The organism is Candidatus Pelagibacter sp. Uisw_113 (genome assembly GCF_047717815.1).
In the GTDB taxonomy this organism is placed as follows: Bacteria; Pseudomonadota; Alphaproteobacteria; order Pelagibacterales; family Pelagibacteraceae; genus Pelagibacter.
Window position 1 is genome coordinate 695,205 of sequence record NZ_CP159809.1, and the last position, 24,433, is coordinate 719,637.

Consider the following 24,433-nt stretch of genomic DNA (forward strand, 5'->3'; position numbering starts at 1 on the left):
TTATCCTTTTAAACTGTTAATTTTTTCAACATCAATTGTTGATGAGTTTCGGTAATAAACAACAATAATTGCTAAACCTATTGCTGCCTCTGCTGCTGCAACAGTTAATATAAAAAGGGTGAATATTTGACCAGAAATGTCATTTAAAAATATTGAAAATGATACTAGGTTAATATTTACAGCTAGTAATATAAGCTCAATACTCATTAATATTACTATAATATTTTTTCTATTTAAAAATAATCCAACTATACCGATAGTGAAAATTATTGCAGCCAATGTAAGGTAATGACCTAAACCTATATTAATCATCAGATTTAACTCCTTTATTACTCTCAACATCAATCAATTCAACACCATCAGATCTTTCACGGGATATCTGGCTAAAATAACTTTGTCTTTTAACTCCAGATCTTTGTCTAAATGTAAGAACAATGGCTCCAATCATTGCAACTAATAAAATCATTCCACTTAACTGAAAAATATGAATGTAATCTGTGTATAAAACATAACCGATTGAATGAGTATTGGTCATATCTCTATCAATTGTTAAAGACATAGCTGAGACAAGATCAGGTTTATATTTCCATCCGCCAATTACTATTAATAATTCAAAAAATATTATCACACTAACTATTAGCCCAATGGGTATATGTTTTGAACTTTTCTCTGCACTGAACCACTGATTTTTTTGTTGGGCTACATTTAACATCATAACTACAAATAAAAATAAAACAGCAACAGCCCCAACATAAATAATTAACATAATCATTCCCAAAAATTCAGCGCCAATCATTATAAATAGGCATGAAATACTTATGAAGTCTAAAATTAAAAAGAAAACAGAATGAACAGTGTTTTTAGATACTGTTACCATTATAGCAGAAACAATTGCTATAAAAGAAAACGTATAAAAAAATATCGCGTGCGCTAACATAATTATCTGTGAGGGTTATCAGCTTTAATATTGGCTGCTAAAACATTTTCCCATCTATCTCCATTATCGAGTAATTTTTCTTTATTATAATAAAGCTCTTCTCTTGTTTCGGTTGAAAATTCAAAATTAGGCCCTTGTACAATGGCATCAACTGGACAAGACTCTTCACAAAGACCACAATAAATACACTTCATCATATCAATATCATATCTTGTAGTTTTTCTACTACCATCAGCTCTTTCAGAAGATTCAATTGTAATTGCTTGAGCAGGACAAACAGCTTCACATAATTTACATGCTATGCATCTTTCTTCACCGTTAGGATACCTTCTTAAGGCATGCTCACCTCTAAATCTTGGGCTTATTTTTCCTTTTTCAAAAGGATAATTTATTGTTTTTTTAGATTTAAATATTTCTTTGATTGCAATATTTAAGCCACCTAAAAAATCTAATAAAAAAATTGTTTTAAATATTCTTGAAATTTTCATAATTAATTTACTGGTAATAAGTTGAAGTAGAACAAATAACTAGCTGTTAGAATTACCCATGTTAATGATAATGGTAAAAATATCTTCCATCCTAATCTCATTAATTGATCATATCTATATCTTGGAACAATAGCTTTAACCAAGGCAAACAAAATAAATAAGAATAATATCTTAAATATCATCCAAATTGCACCTGGAATTAAGTTAAATGGATAAAGGTCTATAGGTGATAGCCACCCACCTAAGAAAAGTATAGATCCCATAGCACACATCAAAAGAATATTTGCATATTCTCCAAGCCAAAACATTGCATACATCATACCTGAATATTCAGTTTGATAACCCGCAACAAGTTCTGCTTCTGCTTCTGGTAAATCAAATGGTGGTCTATTTGTTTCCGCTAAAGAGGAAATAAAGAAAATCACAAACATTGGAAATAATGGGATTACAAACCATAAATTTTTCTGAGCCATAACTATATCGTTCAAATTTAAAGAACCAACACAAAGTAAAACGTTGATAATAATAACTCCAATTGATACTTCATAGGAAACCATTTGCGCTGCAGACCTAATAGCGCCTAAAAATGGGTATTTTGAATTTGATGCCCATCCACCCATGATAATTCCATAAACACCTAATGAGGATACGGCGAATAAATAAAGGATACCTACATTGATATCTGCCAATACTTGAGTTGCACTGAAAGGAATAACGGCCCACGAAACTAAAGCCAAAGTCATAGTAACAATTGGTGCTAATATAAAAATTACTTTATTTGAACTTGATGGAATTATAACTTCTTTAAAAATATATTTTAATGCATCAGCTAAAGATTGAAGCAAACCAAAAGGTCCAACAACATTGGGTCCTTGTCTTTTTTGTACAAAAGCCCAAATACGTCGGTCAAGCCATACAATCATGGCCACAGAGATTAAAACAGGAACTAGTAAAAATAATATTTTGTAAGTTTGTGAAAAAATTATATTAAGATATTCCATAAATTAACCCTCTGTTCCTGTGGATTTTGAATCTATTTTTAATCCTCTACATTCAGACATAGTTTTTGAAGCTCTGGCTATTACATTTGAATAATAATAATCATTATCTATTGTTATTAATTCATTTTCAAAAATTAACTCCTCAACTTTTGATGATATCAAAAAAGTATTTCTTTCAATATGTAGATTTATTTGATTAATTAAGCTGCTATCTAACTCATCTTTGTCATTAAATAATTTTCTATGATTCATGGTTTCTGCAAGTTCATTTATTATTACCCAATCCTCTTTTGCAAGTTCAGGTGGATAAGATGCTTTGTAAGCTTTTTGTAATTTACCTTCTAAATTTGTAAAATAACCATTCTGCTCAGTATATGTGGCACCAGGCAATATGATGTCTGCCATTTCTGCTCCCTTATCACCGTGAGAACCTTGATAAATAATAAACTCATTTTTTTTCTCGAAATTAATACTGTCTAAACCTAAAAGATAAACAATTTCAAACTTGTGAGCTTCCAAGTCTTTCAAAACTTCATTGCCACCATTAGTTGTTTTATATATCCCAAGATCAAATGCACCTACCGTAGATGCGTTTTCCGAGATAATGTTTAAAGCATTCCAATCAGTAGAAATTTTATTATTATTTTCTAAAAATAGCTTGATTGATTCAAAAATATATTTTGATGATTTTCTTTTTAATGCAGATTGACCCATTATAACCATAGGCTTCTTTGCTTGTTTAATTAAATCGGACACCTCATGTTTGCCATCAATAATTTTTTTAACTGTTTCAGTGTTTCCATCTAAAGACTGATATGGGAATGTTAGGTCACCCATTTCATTTAGGGAAATAATTTTAGTTTTATTTTGAAGATAAGCTTTTCTAATTCGAGCATTTAAGATTGTTGCTTCAAATCTAGGATTTGTGCCTAAAAGAAAAATAAAATCAGCCTCTTCAATTCCATTAATTGATGAGTTAAATAAATAATTTTCTCTTTTTTCAGGGTTTAAATAAATATGATTATTCCGAGATTCTATATTTTGAGAGCCTAATGTTTTATTAAAAAATTCTTTAAATATATAAAGTGTTTCCATGTTCATTAAGTCACCAGTTAATCCACAGATTTTTTCTTTATCGGTATTTTTAAATTTAGATTTAATTATGTTAAAAACTTCAGACCATGATGCTTTTTCAAATTTGCCGTTATACTTAATGTAAGGTGTGTCTAATCTTTGGTTTAATAAACCATCACACGCATGTCTTGTTTTGTCAGAAATCCATTCCTCGTTAATATCTTCATTTATTCTCGGTAAAATTCTTTTTACTTCCCATCCATAGGTATCAACCCTTATATTAGAGCCAATAGCATCCATAACATCAACAGATTCAGTTTTTTTTAATTCCCAGGGTCTTGCTTCAAAAACATATGGTTTAGATGTTAAAGCTCCAACAGGGCACAAATCAACAACATTAGCTGATAATTCTGATTGCATTGATTGCTCAAGGTAGGTGGTTATTTGCATATCCTCACCTCTACCAATAGCTCCTATTTCTGACACTCCTGCAATTTCTGTTGCAAACCTAACACATCTAGTGCAATGAATACATCTAGTCATTTGAGTTTTAATTAAAGGACCCATGTTTTTTTCAGGAACTTGTCTTTTATTTTCTTTAAATCGAGATTTGTCTACTCCATAAAACATTGATTGATCTTGAAGATCACATTCACCACCTTGATCACATACGGGACAATCTAATGGATGATTTGCAAGTAAAAATTCCATTACACCTTTTCTTGCTTTTTCAACAAATTCAGTATTTGTTTTAATGTTCATGCCTTCTGCAACAGGCATTGCGCATGATGCAACTGGTTTTGGGGATTTTTCCATTTCAACCAGGCACATTCTACAATTTCCAGCAATTGAAAGTTTTTCATGATAACAAAATCTTGGAATTTCAACTCCAGCTTTTTCACAAGCTTGTAGGACTGTTAAGCCATCCTCAACTTCAACTTCAATATTGTTAACTTTTAACTTAGGCATTTTTTTTATCCAATAAATGTTGATCAACTAAATAAGGAACTTCATTAAGTTTTTTTATTGTAGGTTCAATATTATTTCTTTCTTCAATTTCTTTTTTAAAGTGTCTTAATAAACCTTGAACAGGCCATGAAGACCCCTCACCAAAAGCACAAATAGTATGACCAGCAATCTGATTTGTTACATCTCCAAGCATTTCAACTTCATCTTTTGAAGCTTCTCCTTTAGCCATTCTTTCTAACATTCTCCACATCCATCCAGAACCTTCTCTGCATGGTGTGCACTGTCCACAACTTTCATGTTTATAAAATCTAGCAATTCTTGCCATACACTTAATGATATCTTGGTCATTATTTATAACAACAATACCTGCGGTTCCTAAGCCACTTTTTTCAGCAACAAGTGAATCAAAATCCATTGTTAAAGTTTCGCATGTTTTTTTTGGTATAATAGGCATAGAAGAGCCACCTGGTATAACAGCTTGTAAATTTTCCCATCCACCAATTACTCCACCAGCATGTACTTCAATTAATTCTTTAAGAGATATGCTCATCTCTTCTTCAACGTTACATGGCTTATTAACATTTCCAGATATACAAAATATTTTAGTCCCTGTGTTTTTTGCTTTTCCTAATGATGCAAACCATTTTCCACTTTTTCTCAAAATCGTTGGAACAACAGCTATAGTTTCGACGTTATTAATTATTGTTGGACATCCATATAGTCCTATTAGAGCTGGAAACGGAGGTTTTAGCCTTGGCTGACCTTTTTTACCTTCAATGCTTTCAAGAAGTGCAGTTTCTTCGCCACATATATAAGCTCCTGCTCCGTAGTGAATATAGATATCCAAATCCCAATCAGTACCAGAGGCATTTTTTCCTATAAGTTTTTTTTCATAAGCTTCGTCGATTGCTTTTTGTAGTTTTTGTCCATCAATAAAATATTCACCACGTATATAAATATAGCAAACATGAGCCTGAACTGCGTATGCAGCAATCAAGCATCCTTCTATTAATTTGTGAGGTTCAAACCTTAAAATATCACGATCCTTACATGTGCCTGGCTCTGATTCATCACCATTTATAACTAGATAATGAGGTCTAGAACCAAGTTCCTTTGGTGCAAAAGACCATTTAAGTCCCGTAGGAAATCCAGCACCACCTCTTCCTCTTAGTTCGGATGATTTAACTTCATCTATAATCCATTCTCTGCCTTTTTTTATTATTTCAGCAGTGTCTACCCAGTCACCTCTATTCTTTGATGACTCAACGTCTGAACCTTTGTCATTATATAAGTTTTGAAATATTCTATCTTTATCTTTAAGCATTTTTTAAATCCAAAAGTGTTTTTCTATTATTTTCAGGTTCATTATTAACTCTTCCTCTGTACGATCCTGGCTCTGGTGTCTTACCATCAAGTATCTCATCTAAAATTTTTAAAGTTTTTTCTTTATTAAGGTCTTCATAATATTCATCATTAATTTGCATCATTGGAGCATTAACGCATGCGCCCAAACACTCAACTTCTATCCAAGAGCACGACTTATCAGTAGATAATTCACTTTCATTTTCTGAAATTTTCTCCTTACATGCTTCAACAAGTTTATAAGCTCCTCTAATCATGCATGGAGTAGTTGTACATACCTGAATAAAGTGTTTTCCGACTGGTGATAAATTATACATTGAATAAAAAGTGGCCACCTCATAGACTTTTATATAAGGCATATCTAAAAACTTTCCGATATATTTCATTGCTGCAAGAGGTATCCAATTATTATTTTGTTTTTGAACAATATATAATAATGCCATTACAGCACTTTGTTGTTTTCCCTCAGGATACTTGGAAACTATTTCTTTTGCAGCAGCTAGACTATTTGTTGTAAATTCAAACTTTTCAGGTTGTTCTTTTGCAGGTTTTCTTAAGCTCATTATCTATCAACCTCTCCAAAAACGATATCTAATGATCCTAAGACAGCAGGTACATCTGCCAACATATGTCCTTTGATTAAATAATCCATTGCTTGTAAGTGAGAAAAGCCAGGGGCTCTAATTTTGCATTTATAAGGTTTGCTGGTTCCATCAGAAATTAAATAAACACCAAATTCACCCTTGGGTGCTTCAACAGCAGTATAAATTTCATCTTTATCAACACGGTAACCTTCGGTAAATAATTTAAAGTGATGAATTAAAGCTTCCATAGATTGTTTAATATCTTTTTTAGGTGGCGGACTAATTTTTCCATCTAATGATTTAATTGGTCCTTTTGTCATTTTAGCTAAACATTGTTTTATTATTGAAACACTTTCTCTCATTTCTTCAATTCGACATAAATATCTATCAAAACAATCTCCATTTTTTCCTACTGGAATTTTAAACTTTAATTGCTCATAACAGTCATAAGGTTGTGATTTTCTTAAGTCCCAAGGAACGCCTGATCCTCTAATCATAACTCCACTAAAAGAATAATCTAAAGCATCTTCCTTAGTTACAATTCCTATATCAACGTTTCGTTGTTTAAAAATTCTATTGTCAGTTAATAAGGTTTCAAGATCATCTATTATTTTAGGAAATGATACACAAAATTTACCTATATCTTCTTCAAGACCCATTGGTAAATCTTGATGAACACCACCAGCTCTAAAATAATTGGCGTGTAATCTTGAGCCAGATGCTCTTTCATAAAATGTCATTAATGTTTCACGTTCTTCAAAACCCCAAAGAGATGGGGTTAAAGCACCAACATCGAGGGCTTGAGTTGTAACATTTAATATATGACTTAATATTCTTCCTATTTCACAAAACATTACTCTAATTAATTGAGCTCTAATCGGAACATTTATCTTTAAGATTTTTTCTATAGCCAAAGCAAAAGCATGCTCTTGATTCATTGGGGCAACATAATCTAGTCTGTCAAAATAAGGGACAGCTTGCATATATGTTTTGTTTTCTATTAATTTTTCTGTACCTCTGTGAAGAAGTCCAATATGAGGATCGGCTTTTTCAACAATCTCGCCATCTAATTCTAAAATTAATCTTAACACGCCGTGAGCCGCAGGATGCTGAGGTCCGAAATTTAGATTTAATGTTTTAATTTTTTTTGTCATTATTAAGGTCAGTTTGATCTTTAATATACTTAGTTCCTTCCCAAGGACTTTCGTAATCAAAATTTCTATAATTTTGCTCTAACTTAACAGGTTCACTAATAACTTTTTTTTGATCTTCGCTATATCTAACTTCTGTATGGCCAGTCAATGGAAAGTCTTTTCTTAAAGGATGTCCTTCGAAACCATAATCAGTGAGTATTCTTCTCATATCTGGGTGGTCTTTAAATTTAACACCATACATATCAAAAACTTCTCTCTCCATCCAATTAGCTGCAGGATAAATAGGTGTTAGTGAAGGTATAACTTCATTTTCACTTATTAGATAACTCAATATAATTCTTTGATTAAACTCATGACTTAAAAATAAATACACAACTTTAAAACGTTGAGCATTTTCAGGGTAATCCACAACAGTAATATCAATTAGCTGTCTAAATTTTGTGTTTTCGTTGCTTTTTATAAACAACGTAACATCTATCAAATCTTCATTATCAATATTGATGTATAACTGCTCATGTCTAATCTCAGTTTTTTTAATCTTAGTTGTAAGTTCTGAGTTAATTTTTTTTTCAAGATCTATTAAGTTTTGCATATAAATTATCTTTCAAAAGATCCTTTGTTTCTAATTTTTTTTTGTAACTGCATAATCCCATAAAGTAATGCTTCAGCAGATGGAGGGCAGCCTGGTACATAAATATCTACAGGAACTATTTTATCACAACCACGGACTACGGAATAAGAATAGTGATAATAACCACCACCGTTTGCGCAACTTCCCATAGAAATAACATATCTCGGTTCCGGCATTTGATCGTAAACTTTTCTTAGTGCGGGAGCCATCTTATTTGTTAAAGTTCCAGCTACTATCATAACATCAGACTGTCTAGGTGATCCTCTTGGTGCAGCACCAAATCTTTCTAAATCATATCTGGGCATGGCTGTCTGCATCATCTCAACTGCACAACAAGCTAGACCAAAAGTCATCCAGTGTAATGAACCAGCTCTTGACCAGTTTATTAAATTGTCAAGCGATGTTGTTATAAAACCATTTTTACTAAAGTCTTCAGCAAGTTTTTTAAATTCTTCAGGAATTTCTTTATTTTTATTTTCTAAGTTCATAATCTAAAATTTTACTCCCAATCTAGTGCACCTTTTTTCCACTCATAAATAAATCCAATTGTAAGGATAAATAAAAAAATCATCATTGATGAAAAGCCAAGGCCTCCAATATTTCCTAATGATATTGCCCATGGAAAAAGGAAAGCTATCTCTAAATCAAAAATTATAAATAGAATTGCTACTAAATAAAATCTAACATCAAATTCCATTCTGGAATCTTCAAATGGTTCAAAACCACATTCGTATGCTGATAATTTTTCGGGATCAGGATGTTTGGGTGAGAGTATTAAGTTTACAACAACAAAAGCACAACTAAGACCAAGTGCAATAATCAAAAATATAATTATGGATAAATAATCTAATAAAAAATCTGAAAGCATGAAATCTATATAGCAGTTTTTTTCATATGTTGAAGGCTACATAAAAGCAATTTTGGCAATATTCACATATAAAATTAAGAAAAGTGGCGGGAGTGAAGGGACTCGAACCCTCGACCTATCGCGTGACAGGCGATCGCTCTAACCAACTGAGCTACACCCCCACTTATCTTGTTTTGGTGGGCAGTAAAGGACTCGAACCTTTGACCCCCTCGGTGTAAACGAGATGCTCTACCAACTGAGCTAACCGCCCTATTAATAATCTTCACCAAAACTCTTGTGCTTTATACTTTCTAGCACCATTTAGTCAATGATCTAGTATGCCAATAAAACCAGAACAAATCAAGATTCTTTACCTGTAAGCATAGAAAGATTGTGTGCTGACTCAACAAGTTAACCAAAGAGATCGGAAGTTGATTTGCATATTTAAAGTTAGGATGCACCAATTTCTCTTTTATCAAATATGTCAATTAATACTACGCTTTAGTTTTTTTAACAGTCAAAGTTTTCTTTTTTGATTCGGTTTTAAATACCTAATTGAAAAAATGCTTTTAAAAAAAATGAATAAAGATGGGATTTTTAAGATGATTAATTAATTTAAAAAATAAATAAAAAGAACAATTAAGGACAGTATTTAAACAGATAGTCGTAACTTGTTAAATTATTTATTAAAATATATTTTTTATTTTTTAAAAAATTAACAATAATTTTTACATGTTTGCCTGAGTCTATATTGGTAATTTCAATTAACAAATATTGAAAATTAAATTCTTTAAAATTAACACCTCTTAACACTGACAACTCACTACCCTCAACATCTAAAGAAAAAAAATCTATTAGTTTAGGAGCTTTTGTTTTTTTTAATATTTCGTTTAAGTGAATTGTTTTCACTTTTTTTATCTTCTCGTAGCCATAAGTATTAATTACTGTATTGGATTTCGATTTATGCCATTTTAAATATTTAGAAGAAATAAGTTCATTAGACCTTGAATAAGGGCCAATTTGTTCAAATGAAATTTCTTTTTTTTTAAAATTAAAAGGAACAGCAACGTATGGATAAAAATAATTTTTACTTGATCTATTTTCTTTTAAATTTTTAAAGTAATTTGATGGTTCAACCAAAATTCCTTTCCAATTTAATTTTTTTTCATAGTAATATGTGTTTGAATTAACGATTCCATCATGGGCACCCATCTCTATATAAAAACCATTTCTATAATTAATATAATTTAACATCTTTTTATCTAATAATTGATTCCCATGAAATTTTTTCAAATTTCTTCTGTAAAAATTGAAAAGAAATGATGGGATATGTTTTAAAAGTATTTTTTTAATCAAAAGACTAAACAATTGTATAATGGACTATTGAATACTGGCTTGAGATTTATCATTAGATTGAGAAATTTTCTCAACCTCAACCCACTCAACTCTTTTTAACTCTTTGGTTAATGCTATTTTTAACACTTCGTCAGCATGCTCAACTGGAGTAATTTTTATATCATTAATAATTTTCTTAGGCATATCAACAAGATCTTTTTCATTTTCTTTAGGAATTATAACTTGTTTTATTCCAGCTCTATGTGCTGCTAATAGTTTTTCTTTTAATCCACCAATTGGTAATACTTGACCTGTTAATGTCACTTCACCTGTCATTGCAACGTCTCTTCTAACAGGGTTATTTGTAATTGCAGATACTATTGAGGTAACCATTCCAATACCTGCTGACGGTCCGTCTTTAGGTGTTGCTCCTTCTGGAACATGGATATGAAAATCTTTTTTTTCAAACAGAGGAGGAATAATTCCATAGTCTAAACTTTTTGATCTAATAAAAGATTTTGCAGCCTTGATAGATTCTTGCATCACATCACCAAGTTTACCGGTAATTTGCATTCTACCTTTTCCAGGCATTGTAACTGTTTCTATTTTAAGAATTTCCCCACCATATTCAGTCCAAGCCAAACCTGTGACAACACCAATTTTGTCTTCGCTTTCAAGTTCACCAAATTTAAATTTTTGAATTCCCAAATAATCAGGTAAATTTTTTAAATTAATTTTAACTTCTTTCTCTTCACCAGAGACTACTTTCTTAACAACTTTCCTAGCAACTTTTGAAATTTCTCTTTCTAAATTTCTTACACCAGACTCTTTCGTATAACTTTGGATAATTTCTTTTATGATGTCCTCAGATAAAGTCATTTCATTTTCTTTAACTCCATTATCTTTAATTTGTTTAGGAAGTAGATACTTATTTGCAATATTAATTTTTTCATCTTCTGTGTAACCAGCTAATCTAATTACTTCCATCCTATCTAATAATGGAGGTAGGATATTCAAAGTATTAGCTGTAGTTACAAACATCACATCAGATAAGTCATAATCTACTTCTAGATAATGATCATTAAATGTAGCGTTTTGTTCTGGATCTAATGCTTCTAATAAAGCAGAAGATGGATCACCTCTGTAATCATTTCCAATTTTATCTATTTCATCGAGAAGAATAAGCGGATTTTTTGTACCTGCTTTTTTCATCATTTGAATAATTTTACCAGGTAAAGAGCCGATGTAAGTTCTTCTATGACCTCTTATTTCAGCTTCATCTCTCATGCCACCAACTGAAACTCTTACAAATTCTCTATTAGTAGCTTTCGCAATAGATTTTCCTAATGATGTTTTACCAACACCTGGTGGACCAACTAAGCATAAAATTGGACCTTTGATTTTTTCCATTCTTTTTTGAACTGCTAAAAATTCAATAATTCTTTCTTTAACTTTTTCTAAACCAAAATGATCTGCATCAAGAACAGCAAGTGCTTTCTTGAGATCAATAGCAACCTGATTTTTTTTATACCAAGGTAGATCCGTCATCCAATCAAGATAATTTCTAACTACAGTAGCCTCAGCAGACATTGGGCTCATATTTTTTAATTTTTTAAGCTCAGACATACATTTCTTTTCAACATCTTTTGGCATTTTTGCTTTAATAATTAATTTATTTAAACTTGATGTCTCATCTTTTCCATCTTCAATTTCACCTAATTCTTTTTGAATAGCTTTAAGTTGCTCATTTAAATAATATTCTCTTTGAGTTTTTTCCATTTGAGTTTTAACTCTGCCTCTAATTCTTTTTTCAACTCCTATAATGCTAGTTTCATTTTCCATTATTTTAATTATAGAATTAAGTCTTTTCTTAACATCTATAGTTTCAAAAATTTGTTGTTTCTCTGAAATAGTAGCTGTTAGGTGAGACGCAATATTATCAGCGATGTGTGATGCGTTAGTTAATTTTTTAATATTATTAATTGTTTCACTTGATATTTTTTTATTAATTGAAGTTAGCTTTTCTAGTCTTCTTACAGCAGTCATTGCTAATGGAATTAAGTCTTCATCTTTAGTAACTACATCATGATGATGAGCATATTCACAAACAATAAATTTCTCATTATCTTTAAAATCTAAGATTTTTACTCTTTTGCTTCCTTCAACTAAAACTTTTACTGTGCCATCTGGTAATTTTAATAATTGTAAAATATTACCTTCACAACCATGCATAAAAACATCAGTTTTTTTAGGGTCGTCTATTTCTGAATTTTTTTGGGTAACTAGAACAATTTTTTTGTCCTTTTTCATAACTTCATTTAAGGCAGCAATAGATTTATCTCTGCCCACAAATAAGGGAATAACCATATTTGGAAATACAACAATATCTCTTAACGGTAATAAAGGTCGTTCAATTTTAACATCCATCCTCTAAATATGGATATTAAATATGATATTGCAATAGCTATTTATTACTTATTAACGTGAAATTAAGCAGCTGAAGTTTTGTCAGTCTTAGTTTTAGTGCTATTTTTTGAATGAACTATGATTGGTTGAGATAGGCCTTTGGCCGCACTAGCGTCTACAATAACTTCCTCAACATTGTCCTGACTTGGTAGATCATACATCGTTTTTAATAAAATATTTTCCAAGATTGATCTAAGGCCTCTAGCCCCAGTTTTCTTATTAATTGCTTTTTGTGCAATCTCTTTAATCGCATTTTCTTTAAAGCTTAACTTGGCTCCATCTAGTTTAAATAATTCTTGGTATTGTTTAATTAGTGAGTTTTTTGGTTCTTGTAATATTTTAACTAAAGTTTTTTCATCAAGATCTTCTAGTGTTGCTATCATTGGAAGTCTGCCAATAAATTCTGGGATTAAGCCATACTTTAACAAATCTTCAGGTTCTAAAGTCTTCATCCATTCGCCTATTTTTTTATCATCTGTTTTTTTAACATTTGCACCAAATCCTATTGAAGTACCTTTATCTCTTTGAGATATTATCTTATCTAAGCCAGCGAATGCCCCCCCACAAATAAATAAAATGTTTGTAGTGTCTACTTGTAAAAATTCTTGTTGTGGATGCTTTCTGCCTCCTTGGGGTGGAACGCTTGCTACCGTCCCTTCCATAATTTTTAATAGTGCTTGTTGCACACCCTCTCCAGATACATCTCTTGTAATAGAAGGGTTTTCTGACTTTCTGCTAATCTTATCAACTTCATCTATATATACAATTCCACGTTGTGCTTTTTCAACGTTGTAATCAGCAGCTTGTAATAATTTTAAAATTATATTCTCAACATCTTCACCAACATAACCTGCTTCAGTTAAAGTGGTTGCATCTGCCATTGTAAATGGAACGTCAAGAATTCTTGCTAATGTTTGAGCTAATAAAGTTTTTCCACAACCAGTTGGACCAACTAAAAGAATATTTGATTTTGAAAGTTCAACTGTTTTACTTGTTTTGCTCTCGTAATTAAGTCTTTTATAATGATTATGAACAGCAACTGATAAAACTTTTTTTGCATGAGGTTGTCCAATAACATAATCATCTAATACAGCACAAATTTCTTTTGGTGGTGGTAATCCATCTTGATGTTTAACAAATGTATCTTTGCTTTCTTCTTTGATGATATCCATACATAGCTCAACACACTCATCACATATAAATACAGTTGGACCAGCAATAAGTTTTCTAACTTCATGTTGGCTCTTGCCACAAAAAGAACAGTAGAGAATATTTTTATTATTTGTTGTCATATAATTTATAAACGAATCAATTAAGTTACTTTAATATAGATGACTCATACTAATCAAGTATCAGTTTAGTGCCGTGTCAAGATGTTGTGTATTAAGATCTGTTTTCAACTACTTGATCAATCAAACCAAACTCTTTTGCAGTATCTGGAGTCATAAAGTTATCACGTTCTAGTGCTTTCTTAACATCATCAACAGATTTTCCAGTATGTTTTGAATAAATTTCATTAAGTCTTTTCTTTAAAGCTAAAACTTCGTTAGCATGAATTTCAATATCTGTAGCCTGACCCTGAAAACCGGCAGAAGGTTGGTGAACCATAATTCTAGAATTTGGTAAAGAAAATCTTTTACCTTTTTTACCTGCAGCTAATAAAAATGAACCCATTGACGCAGCTTGACCAATACATAATGTTGAAACATCTGGCTTAATGTATTGCATAGTATCATAAATTCCAAGACCTGCAGTCACTAGTCCACCAGGACTATTAATATATAAATTAATTTCTTTTTTTGGATCTTCAGACTCTAAAAACAAAAGTTGAGCTGTAACTAAAGATGCTACGTCATCATTTATTGGTCCTACTAAAAAAATAATTCTCTCTTTAAGAAGTCTTGAATAAATATCATAAGCTCTCTCACCTTTATTTGATTGCTCAACAACCATTGGTACTAGCGTATTCATTTGATCAGATAAATTTGTTGTCATAAGTTGATTCTTCTACTTATACAACTTGTGATTACTTTTTACTAACTTTTTTTGCTGAAAGTTTTTTAGATTCAGAAGGTTCTGGTTGTTTTTCAATTTTAGTAGACTCTAAAGCTTTTTTTTCCTCAGGATGATCATGTTCATGGTCATGTTCGTGATTATGATCTTGTTTTTGATGTTCTTTTAAAATTTTTTCTGCTTCTTCTTTACTAATCTCTTTTTTAGACGGTTTCGCTTTAGTTTTAATTGCATCAATAATCTTCTCTTCATACACAGTTCCTCTTAAGCTGGCTAATGCTGAAGGATTTTTTTGATAAAATTCCATAACCATCTTTTCTTGGCCAGGCATCATTCTTAGCTGTTTTTGAACTTCAGCTTGAACTTCCTGTTCGGTTACCTTGATTTTATTTTGTTCACCAAATTCATTTAAGATTAATCCAACCTTAATTCTTTTTTTAGCAATTTCTTCAAAGTTTTTTCTACTTTTTTTAGAATCCTCTTCAGTCATGCCTTGGGATAGAATCTTAACCTCTTCTTCAATTAAGTTTTCTGGAATTTCATCTACTTTAAAGTTTTCAATTTCCTTCAAAATTTGAGTTTTAACTAATTTATCTAAAGAATTTTTATACTCATCGTTGATCTGTTTGCTTACTAATGTTTTTAAATCAGCAAGATCTTTTGCACCTAAATTTTTAGCAAAGTCATTATCAATTTTTACCTCTTCTGATTTTTTAACTTCTATAATCTTACAGACAAAATTAGCTTTTTTATTTGCATATTCTTTTTGTGGATAATTTTCAGGAAGTGTAACATCAACAGATTTTTTATCATTTTTCTTAACACCAATTAGCTGTTTGTCAAAACCCTTAATAAATAAATCTTTACCTAAAATTAATTGAGTATTTTTTCCTTCACCACCAGTAAAATCTTTTCCGCCAATTGTTGCTTTGTAATCAAAAATAACCAAATTTTCGTCTACTGCCTTAACATCTGCTGCCACTTCTTTAAAATTATTTTGACTTTTGGCTATTTCTTTAATTCTTTTGTCAGTTTCATTTGCATCAATTTTAACTGAATATTCATCATATTTAATATTTTCAACAGATTTAAGTTCGACTTTTGGAAGTTCTGTTACTGACATTACATATTCCAGATCTTTATCCTCACCATAAGTTTTAAGATCAAGTTTAGGTTGTCCGGCTGGTTTAATTTTATTATCTTCTAAAGCTTTAACTGAAGTGTCTTTAAGAACTTTATCAAGCACTTCACTAAAAATTGCTTGACCAAATTGTCTTTTTAAAATTTCTTTAGGCACCTTCCCAGGTCTAAAACCTTTTAAATTAACGGTATTTTTAATTTCTTCATATTTTTCATCCATATAAGAATTCATAGTTTTTTTATCTATGAAAACTTTAATGTCTTTATTTAAACCTTTTTTATTTTCTACTGTAACTTTCATAATTTTTTAAAACTTTTTGGTAGGCGAAAAAGGACTCGAACCTTCACATCTTTCAATACTGGTTCCTAAGACCAGCGCGTCTACCAATTCCGCCATTCGCCCACAATTCTTGTGGCTTTATATAGGATAGATTCTATTTGTCCAATGAGAATAATTATGAAATATAATAATATTCAATTATATTAACTAAAAATTTAAAAAAATGATTGTTTCTCCATGTATAAGCATATGTAAAACAGATCCTCAAACTGGATACTGTTATGGTTGTGGTAGAAATAATGAGGAGAAAAAGATCTGGAAATTAGAAGATACATCAGATGTATGGAAAAAATCTAATATAACTGATATCCAGGCAAGACTGGGTGGCTGGCAATTAGAAAGTTTTAAAGAGTCTTATAATCATAAAATTGAAAATGGAATTTCTCTTTATAAAAAAAATTTAGTTAAATGAATAATACAAAAATAGCAACTATACTTTATATACTTGGTATCTTAATTGGTGCTCTTTTTTTAAAAGTTTGGGGTGCAGAAACATCATTTATAAAAACTATTTCAATATTTGTATGGACAATTATTTTCTTAATCTCACTATTTTATGCAGATAAAAATGAGAAAAAATAGTTTTAGTATTAATTTTTTGATAATTTTAACATTTTTACTTAATTTTCAAACAGTAGTTTTTTCAGAAATAATGCTTTTGACTGGATGCAAAAATTTAAATGATAGCTTTATTAAAAATGAATACATCTTAGATTTAGAAAAATCTTTGATGATTAGAAACTATGTTTATGACAACAAAACATATAAAAAACATAAAAGAACAGACTTAAGTATAAAGAAAGACAACACCTTAGAAAGATTTGTTTATGAGGATAAAAATCTAATCTTTACAGATAGAATTGGTTACCCACAATTTTACACTCAACTAGTTTTTGAAAAAAATAACCCCATAATTAAGATTAAAACAGTAATTAATGGTGAAGAAGCTATTTCAAAAGTATCAACTTGCGATAATGTAGAGCTTTTTGAAAAAGAAAGTTAAGACTTTTTATTTATAACACTAGTCTTGTGGGTCTTGATAACAAAATTTAATTTTTTTGCTCCAAATTTAGTATTTGTGATATTACTTCGATGCTTTGCATAAGCCTGCTTTTGAGCTAACTTCATTGCTTTTTTTGATGACATTTAATTAGTTTATATTTTTTAAAAATTTTGTCGAGCAAGAATATTAAAATTTTTATCTGCTATGATTAGTTCTCCAGAAGAAGATGCAATATTTAGTACTTCTTGAATTGTTACATAATGTGTAACTAACACTAAATTATTATCACCACTCCATTCATTAATGTATTCTTTTAAATCTTTTATTTGTTTGTTCTTATTGCTTGAAAATTTTTCACTAAAAAATGAATTTAAAAAACTTTTTGTTTCATATTTGTTAAAAGCATATTGTGCTGTTTCCTTACATCTACACCACTCACTTGATAACACCTTATCAATCTTAATATTGTTTTCTGAAAAAAATTTCCCAATATTTTTAGATTGTGCAATACCCTCTTTGCTTAAGTTTCGTTGAGTTTCACATCTTAATATATCAAAATTTACCGGATCACCTCCACCAGGTGCAACTGCATGTCTTATAAATATTAATTTTTCACCTTCTTTTAATAAATTTTGTATTTTATCATTTGAATTTGCTTTTACTGAAATATTGAAAGATAAAAGTATTAATAAAAAAAATTTTATAAGTTTCATATATGAGTATAAAATTCAAAAAATTAAATAATTCAATAGTTAAATGTAAAAGTTGCCCTAGGTTAATTAAATTTAGTAAAAAAATTTCTATAGAGAAAAGAAAACAAAATATAAACGAAACTTATTGGGCCAAACCAGTCACGGGATTTGGTGATATTGATGCTAAACTATTAATTGTAGGTCTGGCGCCAGCAGCACACGGAGGAACTAGGACAGGCAGAGCTTTCACTGGAGATAAATCGGGAGATTTCCTATTTAATTGCTTATTTAAAGCTAACATAACAAATATATCAACCTCTATCCATATTGATGATGGGCTAAAATTAAACAAAACTTATATTACAAATATTCTAAAATGTGTCCCACCCGAAGATAGACCTTTAAATGATGAGTTATCTAACTGTGCAACTTTTTTTAAAAATGAACTGTTGTTGTTAAAAAATTTAAAAGTCATCATAGCGCTTGGTAAGGTTTCATTTGATAATTGTATAAAATTTTATAAAAAAAGTTATAATTTTAACAAAAAATTACCCTTCATACATGGTGCAAAATATATATTGCCTGATAATAAAATCCTAATTCCCAGTTATCATCCTAGCCCAAGGAATGTTAATAGAAAAATAATTAATACACAAAAAATGGTAAGCTTGCTTAAAAAGGCTAAGAAAATTATTTAATTTTTATACTATCGCAAAAATAGGGTTTAAAATCTTTAAAAATAACTTCTGGAACTTTTATAGGTTTTCCATCTTTATCTACAAAAACTAAATGCACTTTTGCCTCAACAATTAATTCGTTATCTCTAGAAATAAATTGTGACATAGAAAAAGAAGTCTTTGAAACAGATTTAACAAAGGACCTAATTTTTAGCTCATCTTCAAGGTAAGATGGTTTTTTGTACTCAATGTTACAAGATTTAACGACAATTAAAGCTCCATAATCTTCTTTAATTTTTTTATTATTAAAACCGATTGTAAACAATGCTTCAGTTCTTGCTCTTTCAAGAAACTTTAAAAAATTTGCATAATAAACAACACCACCAGCATCTGTGTCTTCATAATAAACCTTTATATTGTGAAAAAAATTTTCATGCATAAATTTACATTATCAAAAATAAATATTTTGACATCAAACTAAGATATAATATAATGATGAAAGTTTATATTATTTGGCTTTTAGGTGTAATTGCCTGGAATTTTCTGGTTCCTAATGCTGGACCCATTGAAGATGTAATTGTGGCTGTAATTTTATCTTTTTTAAATATTGGTCTTAAAAAAGTATTTAAATAATCTTATTCAGCTGAAAAATAAATATCCTGATAATAAGATATAGCCTTTAATTTAGAATTATCAGTATCAGTCATTATAGCAATACCCGAAATTTCAGTAACATCAATTTTATGAAGTTTCATGAAATCTTTTTGCACATTTGCTTTAACGGTAACCCATGTATTTTTGTTATCTTTTGTTGTCGAGAGAACATAATCAATAGATTTTTTTGTATATGGGCTTGGCCAATTTTTTCCAACATCGTTATTACTAGAAAAAACATAATTAATTGCCCTGTTAGATAGTGGAGTGGAACCTGTTTTCTTTATAACAAAAACTCTAGCGGCATAATCGTGCCCTTTTTTACTAGTTTCTATAATGCCAGATAAATCTTTCTCAACTTTCCATGTAATATTAATAAAAGGAGTTTTATTTAGATCAATTTTAATTTCTTTTCCTAGACCTGACCCAACACCATCAGCTTCTGCTCTGATAAAATTACCATTTTTATTAGATCCAAGTGTCCAGCTGGTCTCTCCTTTAACTTTTTTAACTTTTAATGTGCTTAACTCATCGTTAGTAAAATCAAAAACATTAACATTTTCAGCTAACAGAGGTTTTGTTATTAAAAATAAATATCCTAATAATATTAAAAAAAATTTCATCAGGTTAAGGGTATATCTAAATTAAACTTTTAAACAATATTTGAACACACTTTAAGCATTAAATTATCAATATTGGATAGTAGATATATATAATGAAATTATTTTCTGTATTTGTTTTGTTGATATATTGGTCCATAATTCTATTGGCACCAGTTATTTCTAAAGAAAACAAGTCTCTTAATGCAGAATCTAGATTGTTAGTTAATAAGTAGATCGACCACCACTAATATCAAAAACAGCTGCTGTTGAAAATGAGTTTTCCTCTGATGCTAGCCAACAAATTAATGAAGTAAATTCTTCAATCTCTAAAAATCTACCTCTAGGTACCTTAGAAAGCATTCTAGCAACATGTTCTTTTGACATTTGATCAAGAATTCTTGTTTTTGCACCAGCTGGAGTAACTGCGTTTACAGCTATATTCTTATCAGCTAGTTCTTTACCTAAAGATTTAGTTAAACCAATTGCCCCTGCTTTAGCTGAGCTGTAAGCACTAGCTTTAGCATTTCCATCTTTACCAGCTACAGATGCAACATTGATAATTCTACCATAATTATTTTTAATCATATTAGGCACAACACACTTGCAGCAATTAAAAGTACCCATTAAATTTATCTGTATTATTTTATTCCACTCTTCAACGTCATAATCCCATAGAGAAGATGTCGAACCTGTAATACCAGCATTATTAATTAAAATATCAATGTTCGTAGATTTTGTTATTTCATCAACAGTTTCTTTAACATTTTTATAATTAGAAACATCTACAAGGTTATAAGACAGATTTGGATTGTTTAACTCTTGAGTTGCTTTTTTAAGTTCATTTTCATCAATATCCCAAATAATAGTTTTAACTCCTGAGTTTAAAAATCTTTTCGCTATATCAAGACCGAAACCTTGGGCTCCTCCTGTAATAATTGCTGTTCTATTATTTAAATCAAACTGATGCACAGGTTTATTTACTAGTTAAAAAATAATAAGTTAAAGATGAAATAAACGCGCCAATGATCCAGGAAAAAGAATGAAAGCTCATTAAATTTTCATTCCAGATAGTTGAGGCTGCAAAAACGAATCCTAAAACTAATGAGTAGATCGCTTTTAAATGCCAGCCATTAGAATAAAAATATATGCCCTGCTCATCTAAAGAGAAGATCTCAGTATTATTTAAGTTTGTTTTTTTTAATAAATAATAATCAACAATCATAACACCAAACAATGGACCAAAAAAAGAACCAAGAGTATCTACAAATGCTAATATTCCAATCTGACTTAATAATGGCAACCAAAATATACCAACAATAAAACCAATAATAGTAATAACAATAGCAGATTTTTTTAAATTAAGTGTTTGAGGAAAAAAATTCAGCAACGAGTTTTGAGCTGGGATATAATTTGCTATTAAATTTGTTGATGCAGATGCAAAAACTATAAAAAACAACACAATCACAGTTAACTCCAAATTATCAATTTTACCAATAATATCCGTAGGGTTTGTTAAAATTCTTTCCATGAGTTCTAAATTTTTGTTAAGGAAAATATCTGATCCAATAACTATAAAAACTGCAAAGAAAGAAAAGATTATCAAATTTAATATTAGGCTTAAGTTTCCTTTTTTTAATTCACTCTCATTTTTTACATATCTACTAAAGTCACCGTAGTTGACTATAACTACTGAAAAATAAGCAAATAAAGTTCCTGCTACAGTAATTAATGGTGCAATATTGTTACTATTTAAAACATTTTGTATTGAAAAAATATCAACAAATGCAGCAGATGTAACTTTAACATCATAGAGAAAGACTGTTAAAAAAAATATGAGCATTCCTAAATAAACAGTAATCGCAGAAACTTTAATTATAGATCTATTAAACTGATGACTTTTACTAAATAAAAAAGCTTGTAATAAAATTGCAAAAATAAATGCTATCCAGTCAATTAAATTTAAACCAAAAACAAATACTAAAAATATATCCAAATCCAAGAATGAATTTTCAATAGAATATAATGTTATTCTAATTAAGTAGCTAAAAAGTTTTGATAAAAAATATGTTTGAATTCCAAACATGAAAACTCCAACTAGTCCTCTTAAAAGGGCAAAATATTTAGCTCCTTTTACACCAATTGAACTTCTTAGAATTACTGGAAAAGGAAGACCATATTTTTGAGATGGTTTACCAATTAAATTTGCAAAGAAATAAACAAATATTGAGGCAATTAAACTTCCAGCCAAAACTACAAAAACATTTAATTCATAAACTAAATAAAGTGAGGCAATTAAAGAAAAGGCAATTAAACTTTGGATATTGTTTGCCCAAAAATAAAACAAGTCTCTCCAATTCCAATTTTTATCATTTGGATTAACCGCAACTAGCTCCCAATTAATTAGGGTATTTTTTGATTTGATCTGATTCACTAAAACTATAATAAACTAATAAGTTCTACTGTCCATATAGATAGGCTGGAAGCCACAAAGCAATCTGTGGAAATACTATGATTAAAATTAAACCAATAACTTGAATAACCATAAACTGCATCATTCCATGATAAATATCTTTAAGATCCCATTCAGGAACCACACCTTTTAAAAAATAAGCTGATAGAGCAACAGGTGGTGAGAGCCAGGCAGTCTGGAGATTTACAGCAACAAGGATTGCAAACCAAGTTAAATTAAACCCAAGTGCTTCAACTAATGGCAATATAATTGGAACTATGATCATAACAATGGGCACCCACTCTAAAGGCCATCCTAAAAGAAAAATCATAACCATAATCATTCCAAGAATTAAATATCTATTCATCTCTAAGCCGAGCAAGAAATCAGTTAAAAGCATCGGTGTTCCTAGTCTTGAAAATACCGCACCAAAGAAATTTGATGCTGCAACTAAAACCATTATTAATGCAGAAATTTCTAAAGTTTTAACTAAAGCTTCTTGTAAACGTCCAAATGTTAATTTTCTATAAGCTATAGCTAGCAATAAAGAACCCATTGCACCACAACCAGCTGCCTCTGTTGGAGTAGCAAAACCAAATAAAATACTTCCAAGTGAAGCAAAAACTAAGGCTGCTGGTGGAACTAAACCAATAAAAAATTCTTTCCAAACAGCTAACATACTAGTGGCTCTTAACTCGACTGGCAGTACTGGTCCTAAACTTGGATCAATCCAACATCTAATAGTTGTATAGGCAGCATAAAGTGTTGCTAGTAATATTCCAGGAATAATCGCTGCAGCAAATAAATCTGTAACTGGTATTTCCATTATTGGTCCCATTACTACAAGCATAATACTAGGTGGAATTAAAATACCTAAGGTTCCACCTGCTGTAATTGTTCCTGCAGCTAATCGAACATTGTAGCCTGATTTGTTCATAGATTTTGCCGCCATAATTCCTAAAATTGTTACCGATGCCCCAACAATTCCTGTTGCTGCTGCAAAAATAACTGAAACAAATAATACAGCGTAATATAAAGAGCCTCTTACTTTAGCTAGCATTAATTGAAATGCTGAAAATAATCTCTCCATTAAACCAGCTTGTTCCATCATAATCCCCATAAAGACGAAGAGAGGAACTGCTGCAAGAGTTTGTTCGGTCATGACCATTGAGAATTGTAAGGTCATTAAATAAAATACTAATTTACCAAATCCTAGATATCCAAAAGAAAAACCTAAAAATATTAAAGTAAATGAAATTGGAAAACCTACAAATATAGAAAACAGCATTACACCAATAAGAATAAATCCTAAAATAGCTGGATCCATGAATTCAGCTAACATTACTCTTCTCCCCCTGGCCACACACCTTTAGTAGCCGCCCAATAACTCTTAAATAATTCTGAAATTCCTTGAATAAGCAAAAATACTATTCCTAACCATAAAGAAGATTTTATTGGCCACATGTAGGGCATCCAAGCAGTGTCCATGCCTCTTTCACCTCTCATAATTGATTCCTGAACAAAGCCAGTAGTCATATATAAAAAGACAATTAAACCCGGAAAATAAAATAATAAGTATAACCAAAAGTCTACTCTACCTTGGGTTTTAGTCTTAAAATTTCTATATAAAAAATCTGCTCTTATATGAACTCCTTTTGATAAAGCATAACCAGCGCCCAGCATAAATAACGCGCCATAAAAAAATCTACTCATATCGTACACCCACATCGTTGGGGCATTAAAAAGTTTTCTAGCCAAAACCTCATACACCATTGCAAATATCAGGGGTATGATAATCCAACAAACCACGTTGCCGACACACTTGTTGGCAAAATCAATTTTTGTAATAGTTAATGCCATCCATTTAGGCATGTCTTTAGGCATTGGTCCTGAACCACCTCTTCTTTCAGCAATCATCTCATCTGAAATATCAAGCTTCATAGGTTTAATTGATTTTTTAGGTTTTGTTGAATTGTGGTTTCTTGGCATAATTAATTTATTAAAAAAAAGAAGCG

At 30.3% G+C, this 24,433-nt stretch carries 28 protein-coding genes and 3 tRNA genes; 5 read left to right on the forward strand and 26 right to left on the reverse strand.

What is annotated here, in order from left to right:
• From nuoK to ABXT39_RS03910, 19 genes are all read right to left on the reverse strand, one after another.
• The gene (nuoK, locus tag ABXT39_RS03820) at window positions 1-309 is read right to left on the reverse strand and encodes an NADH-quinone oxidoreductase subunit NuoK (protein WP_415295918.1); all 309 of its coding nucleotides are present in this window, start codon (window positions 307-309) and stop codon (window positions 1-3) included.
• A complete protein-coding gene (locus tag ABXT39_RS03825; protein ID WP_415294347.1) occupies window positions 305-937 on the reverse strand; it encodes an NADH-quinone oxidoreductase subunit J in 633 nt (210 codons plus the stop codon). Before ABXT39_RS03825 ends, nuoK begins: the two co-directional genes overlap by 5 nt.
• Before the next feature lie 2 nt (window positions 938-939).
• The gene (gene nuoI / locus ABXT39_RS03830) at window positions 940-1,425 is read right to left on the reverse strand and encodes an NADH-quinone oxidoreductase subunit NuoI (protein ID WP_018414061.1); all 486 of its coding nucleotides are present in this window, start codon (window positions 1,423-1,425) and stop codon (window positions 940-942) included.
• Between the two features lie 2 nt (window positions 1,426-1,427).
• Entirely contained in the window at window positions 1,428-2,426 is a 999-nt protein-coding gene (gene nuoH, locus ABXT39_RS03835) for an NADH-quinone oxidoreductase subunit NuoH (RefSeq protein ID WP_415294348.1), read from the reverse strand.
• A 3-nt stretch (window positions 2,427-2,429) separates the two neighbouring features.
• A complete protein-coding gene (nuoG, locus tag ABXT39_RS03840; protein WP_415294349.1) occupies window positions 2,430-4,469 on the reverse strand; it encodes an NADH-quinone oxidoreductase subunit NuoG in 2,040 nt (679 codons plus the stop codon).
• The gene (gene nuoF / locus ABXT39_RS03845; protein WP_415294350.1) at window positions 4,462-5,793 is read right to left on the reverse strand and encodes an NADH-quinone oxidoreductase subunit NuoF; all 1,332 of its coding nucleotides are present in this window, start codon (window positions 5,791-5,793) and stop codon (window positions 4,462-4,464) included. The genes nuoG and nuoF overlap by 8 nt, the downstream gene beginning before the upstream one ends.
• On the reverse strand, window positions 5,786-6,394 hold the full coding sequence (gene nuoE, locus ABXT39_RS03850) for an NADH-quinone oxidoreductase subunit NuoE (protein ID WP_415294351.1): 609 nt from the start codon (window positions 6,392-6,394) through the stop codon (window positions 5,786-5,788). The genes nuoF and nuoE overlap by 8 nt, the downstream gene beginning before the upstream one ends.
• Window positions 6,394-7,569 carry an NADH-quinone oxidoreductase subunit D gene (locus ABXT39_RS03855; RefSeq protein WP_415294353.1) on the reverse strand — a complete coding sequence of 392 codons (1,176 nt, stop codon included), beginning with the start codon at window positions 7,567-7,569 and terminating at the stop codon, window positions 6,394-6,396. Before ABXT39_RS03855 ends, nuoE begins: the two co-directional genes overlap by 1 nt.
• Window positions 7,553-8,161 (reverse strand): NADH-quinone oxidoreductase subunit C, encoded by a 609-nt coding sequence (locus tag ABXT39_RS03860; RefSeq protein ID WP_415294355.1) that lies wholly within the window; start codon window positions 8,159-8,161, stop codon window positions 7,553-7,555. The genes ABXT39_RS03855 and ABXT39_RS03860 overlap by 17 nt, the downstream gene beginning before the upstream one ends.
• 5 nt (window positions 8,162-8,166) lie before the next feature.
• Complete coding sequence (locus ABXT39_RS03865; RefSeq protein WP_415294356.1) at window positions 8,167-8,688, reverse strand: NuoB/complex I 20 kDa subunit family protein; 522 nt, start codon at window positions 8,686-8,688, stop codon at window positions 8,167-8,169.
• A gap of 11 nt (window positions 8,689-8,699) precedes the next feature.
• The gene (locus ABXT39_RS03870; RefSeq protein ID WP_415294357.1) at window positions 8,700-9,068 is read right to left on the reverse strand and encodes an NADH-quinone oxidoreductase subunit A; all 369 of its coding nucleotides are present in this window, start codon (window positions 9,066-9,068) and stop codon (window positions 8,700-8,702) included.
• Window positions 9,069-9,152: 84 nt separating this feature from the next.
• Window positions 9,153-9,229, reverse strand: a tRNA-Asp gene (locus ABXT39_RS03875).
• Between the two features lie 13 nt (window positions 9,230-9,242).
• Window positions 9,243-9,318, reverse strand: a tRNA-Val gene (locus ABXT39_RS03880).
• 368 nt (window positions 9,319-9,686) lie between these two features.
• A complete protein-coding gene (locus ABXT39_RS03885; RefSeq protein ID WP_415294359.1) occupies window positions 9,687-10,301 on the reverse strand; it encodes an FkbM family methyltransferase in 615 nt (204 codons plus the stop codon).
• Between the two features lie 126 nt (window positions 10,302-10,427).
• Window positions 10,428-12,809 carry an endopeptidase La gene (gene lon, locus ABXT39_RS03890; RefSeq protein WP_415294360.1) on the reverse strand — a complete coding sequence of 794 codons (2,382 nt, stop codon included), beginning with the start codon at window positions 12,807-12,809 and terminating at the stop codon, window positions 10,428-10,430.
• Between the two features lie 62 nt (window positions 12,810-12,871).
• A complete protein-coding gene (gene clpX, locus ABXT39_RS03895) occupies window positions 12,872-14,140 on the reverse strand; it encodes an ATP-dependent Clp protease ATP-binding subunit ClpX (protein ID WP_415294362.1) in 1,269 nt (422 codons plus the stop codon).
• Between the two features lie 91 nt (window positions 14,141-14,231).
• Window positions 14,232-14,843 carry an ATP-dependent Clp endopeptidase proteolytic subunit ClpP gene (gene clpP, locus ABXT39_RS03900; RefSeq protein ID WP_415294363.1) on the reverse strand — a complete coding sequence of 204 codons (612 nt, stop codon included), beginning with the start codon at window positions 14,841-14,843 and terminating at the stop codon, window positions 14,232-14,234.
• A gap of 31 nt (window positions 14,844-14,874) precedes the next feature.
• Window positions 14,875-16,302, reverse strand: a complete 1,428-nt coding sequence (gene tig, locus ABXT39_RS03905) for a trigger factor (protein ID WP_415294364.1) — start codon at window positions 16,300-16,302, stop codon at window positions 14,875-14,877.
• A 17-nt stretch (window positions 16,303-16,319) separates the two neighbouring features.
• Window positions 16,320-16,404 (reverse strand) — tRNA-Leu (locus tag ABXT39_RS03910).
• A 100-nt stretch (window positions 16,405-16,504) separates the two neighbouring features.
• Between ABXT39_RS03910 and ABXT39_RS03915 the strand changes: the two genes are divergently transcribed.
• The 3 genes from ABXT39_RS03915 to ABXT39_RS03925 are packed head-to-tail and all read left to right on the forward strand — an operon-like array spanning window position 16,505 to window position 17,344.
• The gene (locus tag ABXT39_RS03915) at window positions 16,505-16,753 is read left to right on the forward strand and encodes a DUF1289 domain-containing protein (RefSeq protein WP_415294365.1); all 249 of its coding nucleotides are present in this window, start codon (window positions 16,505-16,507) and stop codon (window positions 16,751-16,753) included.
• Window positions 16,750-16,923, forward strand: a complete 174-nt coding sequence (locus ABXT39_RS03920) for a hypothetical protein (RefSeq protein WP_415294367.1) — start codon at window positions 16,750-16,752, stop codon at window positions 16,921-16,923. The genes ABXT39_RS03915 and ABXT39_RS03920 overlap by 4 nt, the downstream gene beginning before the upstream one ends.
• Window positions 16,910-17,344, forward strand: a complete 435-nt coding sequence (locus tag ABXT39_RS03925; RefSeq protein ID WP_415294369.1) for a hypothetical protein — start codon at window positions 16,910-16,912, stop codon at window positions 17,342-17,344. The genes ABXT39_RS03920 and ABXT39_RS03925 overlap by 14 nt, the downstream gene beginning before the upstream one ends.
• Before the next feature lie 161 nt (window positions 17,345-17,505).
• Here the strand turns inward: ABXT39_RS03925 and ABXT39_RS03930 are convergent, their stop codons facing one another.
• Window positions 17,506-18,057, reverse strand: coding sequence for a histidine phosphatase family protein (locus ABXT39_RS03930; protein WP_415294371.1), 552 nt, complete (start codon window positions 18,055-18,057; stop codon window positions 17,506-17,508).
• Between the two features lie 2 nt (window positions 18,058-18,059).
• On the opposite strand from ABXT39_RS03930, the gene ABXT39_RS03935 reads away from it, so the two are divergent.
• On the forward strand, window positions 18,060-18,734 hold the full coding sequence (locus ABXT39_RS03935; protein ID WP_415294373.1) for a uracil-DNA glycosylase: 675 nt from the start codon (window positions 18,060-18,062) through the stop codon (window positions 18,732-18,734).
• Here ABXT39_RS03935 and ABXT39_RS03940 read toward each other — a convergent pair.
• On the reverse strand, window positions 18,727-19,152 hold the full coding sequence (locus tag ABXT39_RS03940; RefSeq protein WP_415294375.1) for a YbgC/FadM family acyl-CoA thioesterase: 426 nt from the start codon (window positions 19,150-19,152) through the stop codon (window positions 18,727-18,729). The genes ABXT39_RS03935 and ABXT39_RS03940 overlap by 8 nt on opposite strands.
• 53 nt (window positions 19,153-19,205) lie before the next feature.
• On the opposite strand from ABXT39_RS03940, the gene ABXT39_RS03945 reads away from it, so the two are divergent.
• Window positions 19,206-19,346 (forward strand): hypothetical protein, encoded by a 141-nt coding sequence (locus tag ABXT39_RS03945; protein WP_415294376.1) that lies wholly within the window; start codon window positions 19,206-19,208, stop codon window positions 19,344-19,346.
• Window positions 19,347-19,348: 2 nt separating this feature from the next.
• Here ABXT39_RS03945 and ABXT39_RS03950 read toward each other — a convergent pair whose 3' ends face one another.
• The 5 genes from ABXT39_RS03950 to ABXT39_RS03970 form a co-directional block, all read right to left on the reverse strand.
• Window positions 19,349-19,990 carry a DUF3047 domain-containing protein gene (locus ABXT39_RS03950; RefSeq protein ID WP_415294378.1) on the reverse strand — a complete coding sequence of 214 codons (642 nt, stop codon included), beginning with the start codon at window positions 19,988-19,990 and terminating at the stop codon, window positions 19,349-19,351.
• A 201-nt stretch (window positions 19,991-20,191) separates the two neighbouring features.
• A complete protein-coding gene (locus ABXT39_RS03955; protein ID WP_415294379.1) occupies window positions 20,192-20,938 on the reverse strand; it encodes an SDR family NAD(P)-dependent oxidoreductase in 747 nt (248 codons plus the stop codon).
• A gap of 4 nt (window positions 20,939-20,942) precedes the next feature.
• Window positions 20,943-22,400, reverse strand: coding sequence for a cytosine permease (locus ABXT39_RS03960; protein ID WP_415294380.1), 1,458 nt, complete (start codon window positions 22,398-22,400; stop codon window positions 20,943-20,945).
• 25 nt (window positions 22,401-22,425) lie between these two features.
• On the reverse strand, window positions 22,426-23,760 hold the full coding sequence (locus ABXT39_RS03965; RefSeq protein WP_415294381.1) for a TRAP transporter large permease: 1,335 nt from the start codon (window positions 23,758-23,760) through the stop codon (window positions 22,426-22,428).
• A complete protein-coding gene (locus ABXT39_RS03970; protein ID WP_415294383.1) occupies window positions 23,760-24,407 on the reverse strand; it encodes a TRAP transporter small permease subunit in 648 nt (215 codons plus the stop codon). The genes ABXT39_RS03965 and ABXT39_RS03970 overlap by 1 nt, the downstream gene beginning before the upstream one ends.
• Window positions 24,408-24,433 lie beyond the last annotated feature (26 nt).